This is a genomic window from Ferrimonas sp., from assembly GCF_048263965.1.
In the GTDB taxonomy this organism is placed as follows: domain Bacteria; phylum Pseudomonadota; class Gammaproteobacteria; order Enterobacterales; family Shewanellaceae; genus Ferrimonas.
In genome coordinates this window covers 1-13,655 of the sequence record NZ_JBLXDO010000021.1, presented here as the reverse complement: position 1 = coordinate 13,655, position 13,655 = coordinate 1, and the positions used below count along the sequence as shown (strand labels likewise).

General features: G+C 56.3%; 12 protein-coding genes. 4 read left to right on the top strand and 8 right to left on the bottom strand.

The annotated features are described in order from the left end of the window. Positions 1–81: 81 nt before the first annotated feature. Positions 82–1,428, top strand: coding sequence for a dihydroorotase (locus tag ACN0RV_RS15755; RefSeq protein ID WP_417349046.1), 1,347 nt, complete (start codon positions 82–84; stop codon positions 1,426–1,428). 71 nt (positions 1,429–1,499) lie between these two features. On the opposite strand, the gene ACN0RV_RS15750 is transcribed toward ACN0RV_RS15755, so the two are convergent. From ACN0RV_RS15750 to yejK, 4 genes are all read right to left on the bottom strand, one after another. Then, complete coding sequence (locus ACN0RV_RS15750; protein WP_417349044.1) at positions 1,500–1,973, bottom strand: hypothetical protein; 474 nt, start codon at positions 1,971–1,973, stop codon at positions 1,500–1,502. 12 nt (positions 1,974–1,985) lie between these two features. Continuing rightward, on the bottom strand, positions 1,986–2,693 hold the full coding sequence (locus ACN0RV_RS15745; RefSeq protein ID WP_417349043.1) for an SIMPL domain-containing protein: 708 nt from the start codon (positions 2,691–2,693) through the stop codon (positions 1,986–1,988). 225 nt (positions 2,694–2,918) lie between these two features. Further along, positions 2,919–4,289, bottom strand: coding sequence for a YjiH family protein (locus ACN0RV_RS15740; RefSeq protein ID WP_417349042.1), 1,371 nt, complete (start codon positions 4,287–4,289; stop codon positions 2,919–2,921). 288 nt (positions 4,290–4,577) lie between these two features. Beyond that, positions 4,578–5,600 carry a nucleoid-associated protein YejK gene (gene yejK, locus ACN0RV_RS15735; protein WP_417349040.1) on the bottom strand — a complete coding sequence of 341 codons (1,023 nt, stop codon included), beginning with the start codon at positions 5,598–5,600 and terminating at the stop codon, positions 4,578–4,580. Positions 5,601–5,677: 77 nt separating this feature from the next. Here yejK and ACN0RV_RS15730 point away from each other — a divergent pair, with 77 nt between their 5' ends. Further along, positions 5,678–5,905: a DUF1414 domain-containing protein gene (locus ACN0RV_RS15730; protein ID WP_028109579.1), complete on the top strand. Its 228-nt coding sequence runs from the start codon at positions 5,678–5,680 to the stop codon at positions 5,903–5,905. 147 nt (positions 5,906–6,052) lie between these two features. Continuing rightward, the gene (locus tag ACN0RV_RS15725; RefSeq protein WP_417349039.1) at positions 6,053–7,843 is read left to right on the top strand and encodes a DUF3413 domain-containing protein; all 1,791 of its coding nucleotides are present in this window, start codon (positions 6,053–6,055) and stop codon (positions 7,841–7,843) included. Positions 7,844–8,241: 398 nt separating this feature from the next. Here ACN0RV_RS15725 and ACN0RV_RS15720 read toward each other — a convergent pair whose 3' ends face one another. Genes ACN0RV_RS15720 through ACN0RV_RS15705 form a run of 4 tightly spaced genes read right to left on the bottom strand, consistent with a single transcriptional unit; the run spans position 8,242 to position 12,417 of the window. Continuing rightward, positions 8,242–10,038, bottom strand: a complete 1,797-nt coding sequence (locus ACN0RV_RS15720) for a hypothetical protein (protein WP_417349037.1) — start codon at positions 10,036–10,038, stop codon at positions 8,242–8,244. Positions 10,039–10,052: 14 nt separating this feature from the next. Then, entirely contained in the window at positions 10,053–10,946 is an 894-nt protein-coding gene (locus tag ACN0RV_RS15715; RefSeq protein ID WP_417349036.1) for a DNA repair protein, read from the bottom strand. A gap of 2 nt (positions 10,947–10,948) precedes the next feature. Next, positions 10,949–11,353, bottom strand: a complete 405-nt coding sequence (locus tag ACN0RV_RS15710; RefSeq protein ID WP_417349034.1) for a TerB family tellurite resistance protein — start codon at positions 11,351–11,353, stop codon at positions 10,949–10,951. 32 nt (positions 11,354–11,385) lie between these two features. Continuing rightward, the gene (locus ACN0RV_RS15705) at positions 11,386–12,417 is read right to left on the bottom strand and encodes a hypothetical protein (RefSeq protein WP_417349032.1); all 1,032 of its coding nucleotides are present in this window, start codon (positions 12,415–12,417) and stop codon (positions 11,386–11,388) included. A gap of 225 nt (positions 12,418–12,642) precedes the next feature. Between ACN0RV_RS15705 and ACN0RV_RS15700 the strand changes: the two genes are divergently transcribed. After that, on the top strand, positions 12,643–13,494 hold the full coding sequence (locus ACN0RV_RS15700; protein ID WP_417349030.1) for a WYL domain-containing protein: 852 nt from the start codon (positions 12,643–12,645) through the stop codon (positions 13,492–13,494). Positions 13,495–13,655: the final 161 nt, after the last annotated feature.

The window sequence follows — 13,655 nt, the reverse complement described above, 5'->3', positions numbered from 1 at the left end:
TCACATCCTTATAGGCGAAGGTAGATCCAATCCGCTATTATAGGCGGCGTCTGTACCCAAACAAGAGCATAAGAGCGGCCCATGAGTATCACACTGATTAAACGCGCCACCCTGCTGAACGAAGGGATCCGTCAACAGGGCGATCTGCTGATCGCCGACGGTCGCATCCAGAAAATTGCCCCGGAGATCGACGCGCCAGAAGGTGCACAGATCGTCGACGCGGAAGGCAAACTGCTTATCCCCGGCATGATTGATGACCAGGTTCATTTCCGTGAGCCGGGTCTGACCCATAAGGGCAATATCCTCTCGGAGTCCCGTGCTGCGGTGGCCGGTGGCATCACCAGCTTCATGGAGATGCCCAATGTAAACCCCCAGACCACCAATGCCGACGCCCTGGAAGCCAAGTACACCCGCGCTGCGGAGGTTTCCGTGGCCAACTACGCCTTCTACCTGGGCGCCACCAACGACAACCTGGAAGACATTCGCAACCTGGATCCCCAGGCGGCCTGCGGCATCAAGATCTTCATGGGTGCCTCCACCGGCAACATGCTGGTGGACAATCGCGACACCCTGGAAGCGATCTTCGCCAGTGCCAAGGTGCCCGTGGTCACCCACTGCGAAGACACACCGATGATCGACGCAAATGAGGACGCCGCCCGGGCCAAGTATGGGGAAGCGGTGCCCATGAAGCTTCACGGCGAGATTCGCTCCCGAGAAGCCTGCATCAAGTCCACCAAGATGGCCATTGAACTGGCTAAGGCCCACGGCACCCGCCTGCACGTGCTGCATATCACCACCGCAGACGAGTTGGCCCTGTTTGAAGCCCATAAGAGCCTGGACAGCCTGGCAACGGCCAACATCACCGCCGAGGCCTGTGTCCATCACCTGTTCTTCAGCGACAAGGATTACGACACCCTGGGTGCCCAGATTAAGTGCAACCCCTCGGTGAAGACCGAGCGTGACCGCCAGGCACTGCTGGATGCGGTCAAACGGGACGTCATCGATGTCATCGCCACCGACCACGCCCCTCACACCTGGGAAGAGAAGCAGAACACCTATTTCAAGGCGCCATCCGGCGTGCCCCTGGTGCAACATGCCCTGCTCTCCCTGCTGGAGCATGTCCATGATGGTGTGCTGAGTCTGGAGTCCGTGGTTCAAAAGACCAGTCACGCGGTGGCCGAGCGCTTCAACCTGAAGGAGCGAGGCTATCTACGTGAAGGCTACCACGCAGACTTGGTACTGATTGATCTTGAGAAACCCTATCCGGTAAGCAAGGACAACCTGCTCTACAAGTGCCAATGGAGTCCATTCGAGGGCTATACCTTCCGCTCCACCATTGCCGCCACCTGGGTCGGCGGCATCATGGCCTATGACGGACAGGAGGTGATCTCCGAGCCGGTAGGTCAGAGGCTGAGCTTCGACCGATAGTACCAATTGCAGTTGGTATGAATACAAAAACGCCGGGCAATGCCCGGCGTTTCTTCTGATGTCATCAGGGTTCAGAGCTTGAGTCCGGCTTCCATCCCCTTCTTATCCGCAACCGCCCGAGGCGCATCTTCGTGGTGCCACATACCGCTTTCTGGGTAGGGTTTGAGCTCAGCCCGACCCGCGGTGTGTCTCAGCTGCTGTTGCAGTTCGGTCCAAACCTGCTTGGAATGCGGGGTCAGGCGGAAGTGATACTCATACTCCGGATGACGGAACATCAGGATGCCTTTCAGGGCGGGGAGATAGCTCTTGGACGCGTACTCCATGGAGAGAACCACCTGTTGCTCCTCACCCATCTCATCGGTATAGGTCACCGTTGAGACCACAGGGCCCGCCAGATGTTTACCTACGGGTACCTTGAAGCAAAGCTCGAAATCATCGGCACTTACCCCTTCCACAACCCGATGGGCATCCAGAGTCTGCGGAACATAGGGCGCAGACGCGCAACCGGTCAGAGCCAGCACAAAGGCTAAAACAATTGTTCTCATGGCTCCCCTCCCTTAATCGACCAGATAGTATTCAACTGTGGACACCACTCTAACTTTTTTACGGTGTGGTGTAGTTGAATCCCGGTCACGAATTGAGAAAATCCCCTGCTGGGCACGGCGAATTTTGCCCAGTTTGCTTTGCGAGTCCTCTGCAAAGCGCTGGGCAACCTCGCGAGCATTACGGGTTGCCTGCTCAATCATGGCGGGTTTGAGATCGTTCAGACCGGTAAACAGGAACTCGGTGCGGGCGTTGTAGTCCTGGGATGAGAGGTTCACCCCCTGTTTGGCCAGAGTAAACAGTTGCTGACGCGCCCCCAGAACCAGGTCAACCTTGTCGGTGTAGATGGTCAGGGTCATGCTGCCGCTGTATCTCAGTGGCGAGCTCTCAGGGCCGTAACTCTGTGCCAGCTTGTCGGTGACATTGGGTGTGCTCAGGGTGAGCTCCTCGTCACTGAACCCCTGCAGTAACAGGAACGCCCTGACCTGCTCGGCCTGACGCTCCAAAGCGTCGTAGACCTCAGACAGATCATTGTCTGCGGCTGAAAACTTCACTGGCCAGATGGCAATGTTGGCCGGCACCTCCTGTTCCGCCAGCCCTTTCACCACCACGGTGCGATCCAATAACTTAAACTGTTGTATCCCTTGACTTAAAATGGCCGCTGCTAGGGCCATAGCTACCGCAAGAGAGATGCCTAGGATCAATGAGGATCGATTGGACATCCCTAGCCTCCAAAGTAAGTAGTATTAATAATTGTAATAAGTTTTGGTTTAATACGCCGACTTTCGCCTGACAGCGGGCAAGAAAGAACAGCTAAACCGGCACGCATTTTTCTGTGGTTTGTGTCATTCAACCTGCGCGTCCGTTACACACCTTACCAAAGCGACCCTTGGGTGCAAAAACAAAAAAAGCCGATGTTTCCACCGGCTTTTTCCTAAAGACTGCTGTTAAAACACCAGATGTGCCATGCCTGCAATCACCGGCAGAGACACCAGGGTACGGAGCAGGAAGATAACAAACAGCTCGAAGACGTTGATAGGAATGCGGCTACCCAACAGCAGGGCGCCAACCTCTGACATGTAGATAAGCTGAGTCACCGACATGGCTGCAATCACGAAGCGGGTCATCTCGTTGTCAATGCCGGCAGCGATGATGGAGGGGATAAACATATCCGCAAAACCGACCACCATGGTCTCAGACGCTTCCTGAGCAAAGGGGATCTGCAGCATCTCCAGCAGAGGGACAAAGGGCGCGCCCATCCAGGCAAACAGCGGGGTGTACTCCGCAATAACCAGGCCCAGGGTACCAACGGCCATCACCACAGGCAGGATACCAAACACCATGTCCACGGCGTTCTTGATCCCCTCTTTCACCACATTCAGAGGGTTTTCGATGCGATCGGCGGTCTTCAGCGCGTTCAGGTAGCCGTAGGAGAGGACACTGTGACCCTGAGGGATCATCTCGGCGTCAGCAGCACGGGTACTGCCATCGATCAGCAGATCCTTTTTGCGACTCAGTGGAGGCAAACGGGGCACGATGATGGCCACTACAATGCCCGCCACACAGATGGTGGCGTAGAAGGGCACGAACAGGTGCTCCAGTTTTACCTGAGCAATCACCACCAGAGAGAAACTGATGGACACCGCAGAGAAGGTGGTACCGATCACCGCCGCTTCCCGCTGGGTGTAGAACCGGTCTTCATACTGTTTGCTGGACATCAGAATGCCCACAGAACCATCCCCAAGCCAGGAGGCCAGACAGTCGATGGCTGAACGGCCAGGCAGATTGAATACCGGACGCATGATCTTGGTCAGCAGGGTACCGATGAGCTCCAGCAGGCCAAAGTGGGTCAGCAGAGGCAGCAGCAGGCCGGCGAAGATGAATACCGCAAACAGGGTAGGCAGCAGATCACCGAAGACGAAGCTGCCGGTATCACCGCTGATGATCATCTCAGGGCCGGTTTTGGTCACCACCATGGCCACGAAGATGGCGCCAGCCAGGCGAGTGATAAACCACAGTGGGCTGACATTGAGCAGGCTGTTGAGGAAACCGTTGCCGGTGACAAACTTGGGCTTGAACAGCTTCACCACAGTGGTGGCCAGGCCCATCAGGATCACCACGGCAGCGACCACGTTGGGCAGTGCATCGCCAATCACCGCTTTCAGGCCGTTAGCCAGAATAGCGATAGGAATGGTCAGTCCCTCTTCGTAGATCACCGGGGTCATAAAGAGCAGTACCCCCAACAGGGAGGGCAGCAAGAACAGCATCAGGTTTCTGCTGGTTTTCACCTGACTGTCGTCAGTTGCGTGCTTATGCATGTGTGTTGCCTTGTATTTTTTTTCTGATGTACACCGGCTGTCGTTCCCAACCGGCTCACCTGGAATTGAGGTTCGCCTATGCGATTGCTGCGCAGGTTAGCCGATGCCAACCACATTGTAAAATATAAATTCTGGCTTTATGCATAAATATGAGCACAAAAAGCCAATTAAGGGACGAATTGAATATAAATTCGCTTTTTGGGCAAACGGTTACCGATCTGAGTTTTTACATCCCAGAAACAAAAAGGGCCCCATCTTAACGACGAGGCCCTTTTTATGCGATCAGGCTCACGCTTTCAAGCGTCTTTGCAACTGGTCCAACAAATTTGGCGGTACGCCTTTGATGGTGATGGTGTCATTCACCTGGTCCCACACCACCCTTTCGCCCAGATGGTGGGCATCGAAGGAGACAGAAACGCCACCGCCGGTTCCTGAGAATTTCTTCAGCTGACGCAGAGTGCTCTGATCGCCGGGGAAGGTCTCCTCCAGATCGTACTCTCCGGCTGAGGTAAACTGGTAAAACTCCTCAGCCCCACGATCAGCAAACTCATCGGCGATGTCCTGAAGCTGAACTTCGCCTCCGGAGCTTATTTGGGTCTTGCAGTAATCGAACACGGCATCACGGCACTGCTGGCGCTCATCGGCGTCCAGGTCGGTGGTCGCTACATAGTCTTCCAGCGCCTGAACCAGTTCCTTGTTCTGATTCTTGGCGTTCACCCCTTCCACACATCCCATAAAGTCCAGGAAGAAGTCGGCGACTTTGCGCCCTGCCCGCCCCTTGATGAAGGAGATGTACTTCTTGGAGGATGGGTCGGCACGCCACTCGCTGAGATCGATGCGTGCCGCCAGCTGCAGATTGGAGAGATCCAGATGTTCACTGCCGTGTACCTCCATCTCCTGTGATACAGACACACTGGGCTTGGGCGACATCAGTGCCACGAACAGATAATCACAGGCGATGTGGTTGTAGGACGCCAGCAGCAGATAGCCCCCCTGGGCGAAATCGTACTTTCCCAGCTCCGCTTCAAGCAGCTTGCCCGCCTGGCCACTGAACTCCACGAAGCCCAGGTTGCCGGTATGCCACTGTGTCAGGGCCTCCGAAAACGCCTCATTGGCTTCGCCATCGCCTTCAGGTACGCCAAAGTAGCCATATCCTTTGCCCGCCTTAGCGGTGTAGAGACGATGCAACTCACCGAGCAGCTCGTCCAGGGCGTCGGACTGCTCCAGAGGCTGCGGACGCAGCTTACAACGCAGCTGGCCCTCACCGTCCCTCTGCACTGCATGCAGAATCGCCTGATCAATCTTAATCATCTTGTTCCTGGTGTTAGTGGTTCACGCACAGATCGGCTATTATACTGCGCCTTTGAATCAACATAACAGGAAAAGCCATGGCTATTCTGTCCAAATACAGCAATGACCAAGTGGAAAAGTTGCTGAACGAGCTGCTGCTGGTACTGGAAAAAAACCAGACCCCTACCGATCTGGCCCTGATGGTGCTGGGCAACTGCGCCACCGACATCATCAACCGTGATGTGGCTCCCGGCGCACGCAAGCGTCTGGCCGAGCAGTTTGGTCAGGCTCTGCTGGCGTCCGTAGACAGCCGCCACGACGCCTGATGCCTAAGAGGTGTCCCACCCAGTGGGCCACCTCTCTCCCTTTAGGGGTCTATCCTCCAAAACAGGCAGGATTTACACCACTTTACTGGTATAGCGTCTTGTTTCCGCTTAGGATATGAGCTCCTAATAAGGAATACTGCCACATCCATGCACGCAACCGATCTGCAAAGGGACAAAGTCTCCCGTCTGGTAACCTGGGGTCACTGGTTTGCCTTTATTAATGGCCTGCTGGCCGCCATCATCGCAGTTCGCTATGTGAAGCTGCTCGGCTGGCCGGATACCCTGCTTGCCCAATTCTATTCAGTGATCACCCTGGTGGGTCACTTCTCGTTTGTCAGCTTCCTGCTCTACCTGCTGTTTCTGTTTCCCATCAGCCTGATACTGCCCTACTCAAAAATATTGAGGGGCTATGCGGCGATCATGGCCACCCTGGCCCATATGGTGCTGGTGTACGACATCCTGGTGTTCGACCACTACCGGTTGCACCTCAACCCCTTTGTGTTCGATATCTCCTTCGCCGATCTGCCGAAGCTGATCAGTAACCCCTGGCTGCTGGTGGCCCCGGCGGCCATGCTGGCGCTGCAACTGTTGCTGGCCAATGGACTGTGGAAGCGAATCGAACGACTGGCGCGACGCTCCTGGGGCGGCAAGATTGCCACAGTGATGATCAGCCTGTTCCTGGGCAGCCACCTGCTGCACATCTGGGCCGACGCCAATGTCTACCAACCCATAGTCCAGCAGGATGAGATGCTGCCGCTTCACTACCCGGCGACCGCACGCAGCTTTATGGCCAGCCGCGGTATCGTGGATGAGGAAACTCTGGCGGAGCGGGAAACCTCGGCTCAACCCACCAAGCAGCTGACCTACCCCACCAAGCCGATGCAGTGTGTCGCCACCCCAGCCCAGCCCGTGTTGCTGGTCACCGTCGACGCCCTGCGCCGGGATATGATCACGCCCGAGACCATGCCCTTCCTCAGCGAGTGGGCTCAAGGCACCCATGTTTTCAAGAACCACTACAGTGGTTCCAACGAGGCTGGCCAGGGACTCAGGAGCCTGTTGTACGGCCTGTTGCCCGCCTATGAGGCCTCACTGCTGGCCGACCAGAAGTCTCCGGTCCTGACCACAGAGCTGGCCGCCAAGGGTTACAGTCTGGTGGCAGTGGGTGTGGCCGGGTCCCAGCTGGAACCCTCCACCCAGCTGGCCCTGCAAAGCTTTACCCTGAAGCAGGAGCAGCCGTTTGACTCTGCGGCACAGCGCGATGTTCAGACAACGGATCAGGCCCTGAAGCTGCTCCAGCCCGACGACAACAAGCTGGCATTGCTGGTCCAGTACCACGCGCCATCGGTGTACAGCACCCCTGTGGGCTACGTAGGCCTGCCTACGGTGAAACCAGAGCTGGACATCAACGAAGCTCAGGCGGTGCTGTTCAATCAATACCGCAGCTCGCTGAAGTTCTTGGACGGTCAGCTGGCGCGACTGCTGAGCAAGGTGAACAGCAACACCCTGGTGGTGGTGACGGGCAACAACGGCCAGGAGTTTACCAGCCTGCACAACACGCTCAGCCGCAACTTCTCCGATGCCACCACGGGCGTTCCACTGATGATCCGCTGGCCCGGGGATGTGGGCAAGCAAATCAGCTACCCCACCAGCCACTACGCGCTGGCGCCGACCCTGCTGACCAACCTGCTGGGCTGTGGCAACAACCCCGGAGAGTACAGCCTGGGCGACTCCCTGTACGCCCCCTCCACCCTCGACTTCCTGGTGGCGGGCAATCGACGCTATGTGGCCATCAAGACCAAGGACTCCACCACGGTGATCGACAAGCACGGCGACTACCGGGTGTACGACAATGGTCACCACCGCATCCGCGATGCCAAGCTGGACGCTCCCACTCTGCTTAAGGTGATGGGAGAGAATCGCCGACTGTTTGCCAACTGATCCCCAAAAACAGAAAGCCCCGCAAAAGCGGGGCTTTTTTATGTCCGGTCGTCGCAACGCAGCCGAGTTTATACCAATGAATAACCGAATGCTCACCGGGGAATTGCTCGGCTAATATAGCGGTGCGATTTGACGCAGATACTAAGGCTTGTGGAACAGGAATGAGCGCGCCATTGCGTGTTCCATGCCCCCTACTCCCCGATTGGGGTTTGTTGTTGTTGTTCCGGGAGTCACTATGTCCAAGAGAGATAACCAGTCCTTCGTAGACTGGGCCGCCGTGGCCTTTGCCGCTATTGCCCCTGCCGCCGTTTTAAGCCTGCTGGCCGCGGTAAACTGAATATCCCCCGGCCATGGAAGGCCAGCAGCGAAGCGGTCCACAGACCGCTTCGCTGTTTCTTTTACACCACAAGGGCGTCACTGCTCTCCAGCAGATTGAGAAACTCATCGGTATCCTTAACCGACAGCTCAATGTTGAAGGCCTGTGCCAACGCCTCCACCGACGGGTTCACGTCCTCATCGGCGTCGATCAGCCCCCTCATCTGCTCACTGATGGCCATGAAGGCCAGCTTGTCCTGAGCCAGCTTGGTCACTGCGGTCGCTTCGAAGGCGTCGGTGTTGAGCTTGATCTGCGCCACCCTATGCTCAAAGATCTCCGCCACCCGCTTGGAGCGCAGCTCTGCCTTGGTGGAGAAGATGTCGGCCTGGTCCAGCAGATACACCACCAGCACCGAAGCCACCCCACTTAAAGTGCTCAGGGCGATGTCCTTGATGAAACCCTTGGGCAGCGCCGACAGAATGCTGGCCTCGAAGTAGTAGACAACAAAACCTGCCGCCGTGGCGGCAAACAGTTTGACGATGGCATCGGCCTTCTGGGCCCGGCTCATGGCCGAGTCGGGCTGCATCAGGATCTTGCCGGCCCCCACCAGGGCGGAGAAGCCCTCGGAGATCACCTTCATCACCGTCTTGAACATGCCGGTGACCAAGCCCAGCACCCCTTCAATCAGGATCTTGAAGAGGTTGCTGAGAAAATCTTTCGCCCCCTGCAGCAGGGTGGGCAGCACTTCCCGCTTCAGATACCGCATCAGCCTGGCCATACGCAGCTTCAGGCCCTCCAGAGCGGTGGCAGCCCCTACCCCTTCGGCAAAGCCATGTCGCACCGCATCCATCAGCTCATGGAGCAACGGCTTGATCATGGCGATGATGCCGTGGCCTATGGCCTGGTAAGCGCTTTGCTCACCGGCCTGCTTTGCCGCTTTTTGAGACACGGCCCACTTGTTGTCTTTCAGGTTCTCCATGGCCTTGTGTTGGGCCTTTTTATGGATCGCCTTCTCCGCCTGGTGCTGCTTTTTCACCGACGCGTCATAGGTCTCATCACTGTTAAGAGATAGCTTTTCTAAGCGCTCTCTCTCATCTGTGGTCAGACGCTTGCCCGACGCCTGCTTGGCTTCCAGAGCACGCTTTTGAGATTGCAGCTCAGAAAAGCTGCGCGCGCCTTTGGCACGGTTAAAGCGGTTGGAGATCTCCACCAGGTTAAAGTCACCGTCGGTGATGGCCACCAGATCCTTCTCGGTCAAAAAGGCGTTATTGGCATAGCGGTCATTGATCTGCTTCACCGGCACCACGTGATCGGTATCCACTGCCCGCCAGTAGTTGCCCTTCTCTTTGGCGGTATCCTGTTTGCGATAGACCCGCACCCTGCTGCCATCGTCGTTCACTTCCAAGTCGCTGTAGCCCTGAGCGGCCCCCCCAAAGTGATTTTCCTTATGCTGCTCCCGGTTCTTCTCCTTGGTCATGGAGGCACGCACCTTCTCGTCATAGTGTCGCGCCTCACGCATGGCATCCAGTTGCTGACGCGACTGCTGGGCGTCGTCGCTCAGGGTCGTCCCCTCGCCATAATCAAACTGCTGCACCTCATTCCATACCCGAGAGGCTGAAAGGCCGGTGCGGTTGAGCTTAAGATCCTTGTGGCTGATGATGCCGTCGAGCACACTCAGCGCCATGGGTTTGATCAGTTCATCCATCACCGAAGACCTGGACTCAAACTCCTGGTACACAGACTCCAGTACCTCGAGGGAATCCCGCTGCTCATAGAGCTCAAGATCGATGAGTACGCTGCTCGCCTGCAGGGGCGACACGCCATTAAGCTGGGCCAACACCGCCTCGCTGGTCAGTGTAGGCTGGGCATGCTGTTCCATTGTCGAGACTCCCATCAGGCGACTTTGAGCACGACGGCGCGCTCAAACAGGGAGGCGGCCTCTGTGGCTTCCCCATCGATGACGGCCCCTTCCCGGCTCAGGTAACTCATCTGGGCCATGCGCTTGAGCACCACAGAGAGATTAAACAGGGCCTGAAACTCCTTGATGTGCGCCACAGGCAGCAAACGGAAATCCAGCTTGGCGGCAAACATCTCCGGGTTCATCCCGACCTGCAAAATACGCTGAGAGTTGATGCCATACTCGAACCTGTCCAGCAGGGCACCATAGTTGGCGATCAACTGATCGAAGTAGAGTTCAACCTGACCGATGGACTGCTCCACCACCTCAATCTTGGTGAGCTGAGCTTCCATCTTGGCAATCTCCTCCTCCACACGAGCTGCCTCATCTTTGACCTGCTGCAACGACTCCTTGGCCTTCTTGCGGGAGTAGATCCCCAGGGTCAGCACCGACAAGGCCACCTCACGAAAACCCAGGTTGTCGAAATCGATCTCAAACAACTCGGCCTTGGAGCGAACCCCGGATGGGGAAGCGACTTCCATCAGCTTGTTGTCAAAAAACTCTTCGAAGTGGCTGCCGGCTACCCGGACGTTATGAAGCCGATTGGCCAGGGCGATGAACCGGGGAAACTGGCTGTCGAAGATCTGCTGCTTAAAGCCATTGATCGCCTTCAGCCGCCCCTCAATGGCCAGGCTCCGAGCCTCAACCTGCTCCTGGTACAGTTTCTGCTGCCGCTTATAGCGGGCCATCAACTCTTCGTGCAGCTTCTTCGCTTCCAGAAACTTGTCTTTGCCGGTCACCGCATTCCAAGCCTTGGAGCAGGCACTCTTAACCTTGCTGACCGCTCTGGACGCACAGCTGCGTATCGAGCTCCATACCCGTCCCAGCATACTCAGGCCTCCACCATCTGATAGCCCTCGGCCACCAGATCATTCATGGCCGCCACCCAACGCTCGATGCGGCGCACCTCGAAGTCCTCCAGGTCAAAAGCGTCAGACAGCCTTTGAATAAACGCCCGCTCATGGTCACAGATGGCACTGTCGGCCAGCATGATGCCGCACAATTCGATCATCACCGCCTTGCGGTGACCTGTGCTGCCCGAGGAGAGAGCCTCGATGGATTCGGTCACCTGCTTGTTGCCGGCTTTCGCCTGATAGCCATGCAGGTCACACTCATGCACAAAGGAGTTATAGATCTCCAGCTCTTCAGACTTGAATTCGCCATTGAGTCCCATGGCGTACCGGGCCAGGTTGAGGAAATGCTGACGCTCTTTTTTAGGAAGAAGGTTTAAAAACATCGGATATGCCTTTTGAATTCTGTGGTTGTTGATTACTGCACTGTGACTTCATGGTCCTGGCGGCTGCTGACTTCGCCCGCGAGATCGTAGTGGTATTCAAACGCCACCTCGCCATCGGAGCCGAACTCCTCTCCCTTCACGGCACGCCCGTGCTCATCGAACCGAATCTGGTATTTAAGCTGCCCATCCTCGAAAGTGCGACTGGCGACTTTGTGCCCCTCTTCATAAAGAATCTCTGTCACCTGACCACTGAGCTTGTCCTCCATGGCGGTGACCTTACATTCACCCAGGTGCTTCACAAACTCTTCGGTCTCTACCTTCAGGTCGCGCCCCTCCATCAGGGCGTTGGTGAGATCCACCGCATTACTGATCTTCAGGCTCTGCACCTGTTGAGTAAGCTGCTCCACCAGGGCCAGCCTTTCCTGATGAGACGCCAGTCGCTGCTGACCAGCCATCTTCTCCAGCTTGCTGCTCAGCAGTTTACCCTCGTTCATTTGTGTCTGACGGGCACCCGCAAAGCCGGCGTCCACTTTGGACTCCAGTGCCTCCAGGCGCTTATGTTGCACATCGCTGGTCTTAACCAGGCTGGCTTCAATCGATTCCCGCTCGGACTGCATCAGAGGCTGGATTTTTCCTGGCACGGCCACCACTTGGTCACACACCCGCTCCAACTCCGCTTTAGTACGCGCCCGGGCTTCCTCTATTGCCTCCAACAGGTGCTCCTGCAAGGCTTCATTGTGGCCACGGTGCTCACCGGAAACCGCAATGAGGGTCTGTGCCAACTTGTTGTGGTTCTCCTCTGCCGCCTTAGCATGACTCTTCAAGCTGGTGCGCAGTTCCTCCCACGCAGTGAAGTTACGCTCCTGTGCCTGAGTGGCGCATTTGGTGATCAGAGACGCGACTTCGGTAGCAGACTCTCCGATTCGGGTTTCCGTTTCCTGGGACAGCTGGTGCTGCATCGCTTTCATCGCGGACTGGCGAACCAGCAGATAGAGGATCAAGGCACTATTGATAGCCGTGAGGGCAAACAGGGCCAGGCCCAGGTCATTGAGGGAGAGTTCCATGGCGTTCTCTTTTTAACCAACTAGAGTATTGCGAAGTTCAGTGGACTATATTGATAGCAATATATTTCTAAAACAGTGATTTAAGTTAGAAACACAATCAACTGAACGAATATGCGGCAACAACCATATGAGTTAGCTGCTCGACACCAATACTAATGTAGCTTGAAACTACATGTCATTACTGGCTACATTAACATGTCGCCTTTTCAAGCAGATGGAAACTCTATGCGCGTTGACCAGAGATTGAGATATCGTCTCATTGAGATCATTGCCCTTTGGGAGGGGCGTCTGACCACTAATCACCTGTGTCAGGCCTTTGATATTGGTCGCCAGCAAGCCTCCAAGGACATCAACACCTACATCCGGGAATCCTCGGGCGCCAGCCTGGAGTATGACCGCAGCCTGAAAGGCTACAAGCCGGCAAAAGGGTTCATGCCCAGGTTCTGCAAGGGTCATGTTGATGAGTACCTGCAGTTGCTGGACCGCCATGATGATCTTGGCGACATGCTGTCACTGACCAGCCTGCAACCCGATGCCACCCATTATATGGATGCCCCCTCCAGGTATGTCTCCCCCCAAGTGGTGCGAACCCTGATCCAGGCTGCCCGCCAGGGTCTGACCGTAGAGGGGCACTATGAATCCCTGTCTGCCGCCCCTCCACAAGATGATCCTGGCCGACTGTTGGCCCCCCATACCCTGGTATACAACGGCTTTCGCTGGCACGTGCGCGCCTGGTGTGAGAAGAACCAGCAGTTCCGGGATTTTGTGATCAGTCGTTTTCGAGGAGAGCTGAGCCTTGAGCAGAGGCCATCAGGGCGAAGAAAAGAGGAGGACACAATTTGGAACCGACAGATTGATGTTGAGCTGATCCCCAACCCGAGGCTGGAGGAGAGACAAAGGCGCATCATTGCCCGGGACTATGGCATGGACCCAGACACCCTCAGTCGCAGTGAACAGGTCAGCGAAGCCCTGTTGCCCTACTACCTGAAGCGCTGGGATGTCTCCGAGCCCTACAACAACACCATGCCTGCTGAGCATCAACACCTGGTATTGGGCAGCATCTCAGAGTCCTCTTAATCCCTTGCTGAGATCCACCACACCACTTTTTACAGGCGGAGAAACGAAAAAAGCTCCAACCTTTCGGTTAGAGCTTTTTTCTTTAAAGTGGTCGGCCAGAGAGGATTTGAACCTCCGACCCCCGACACCCCATGACGGTGCGCTACCAGGCTGCGCTACTG